This is a genomic window from Vibrio sp. 1978 (genome assembly GCF_033344345.1).
In genome coordinates this window covers 1-791 of sequence record NZ_JAWPOP010000328.1, presented here as the reverse complement: position 1 = coordinate 791, position 791 = coordinate 1, and the positions used below count along the sequence as shown (strand labels likewise).

Here is a 791-nt window from a genome sequence, read left to right as displayed (position 1 = left end):
TTATTTGCGATTAATGTGTTCAAAGTGAAAGAGGTGATAAAGCTTCCGCCGTTGACTAAGCTGCCTGGCTCACACTACAACATCCGTGGTGTTGCTTCCCTTCGAGGTGAAGCCGTACCTGTGATTGATTTGCGTTGTTCGATTGGTTTTCCTCCTCTTCGTGGAGAAGCGGAAGAAGAAAACTTGATCGTGACGGAATATAACCGTTCGGTGCAGGGTTTCCTTGTTGGTCCGGTACGTAACATCATCAATACCGCATGGACTGAAATTCAGCCGCCGCCATCGACTTCTGGACGCTCTAACTACCTCACAGCTATCACCCAAGTGAAAGATGGTGATACTTCTCAAATCGTTGAGATTATTGACGTTGAGAAAGTGTTGGCGGAAATCGTTCATTATGATGTCACTATCTCAGAAGATATCTTAGATCATGACTTATCGCAGTCGATGGTTGGACGTAACGTTCTTATCGTAGACGACTCTTCGACAGCAAGAAACCAAGTACGTGACACCCTTTCTCAATTGGGTATGAACATCATCGAGTGCCGAGATGGTTTAGAGGCATTAACGGTGCTCAAACGTTGGTGTGATGAAGGTCGTGATGTTGAAAAAGAGCTGTTAATGATGATCACGGACGCTGAAATGCCAGAGATGGATGGTTACAAATTGACTCACGAAGTCCGTAGCGATCCTCGTATGTCGAAGTTGTTCATCACGTTGAACACGTCACTCAGCGGTAGCTTTAACGAGGCGATGGTGCAAAAGGTAGGCTGTGATCGTTTTATCTCAAA

Annotated in this window: 1 protein-coding gene; it reads left to right on the top strand. The window is 45.5% G+C overall.

The annotated features are described in order from the left end of the window. A partial coding sequence (locus R8N49_RS26415) for a chemotaxis protein CheV (protein ID WP_318190357.1) occupies positions 1 to 791 on the top strand: 791 nt, incomplete at both ends.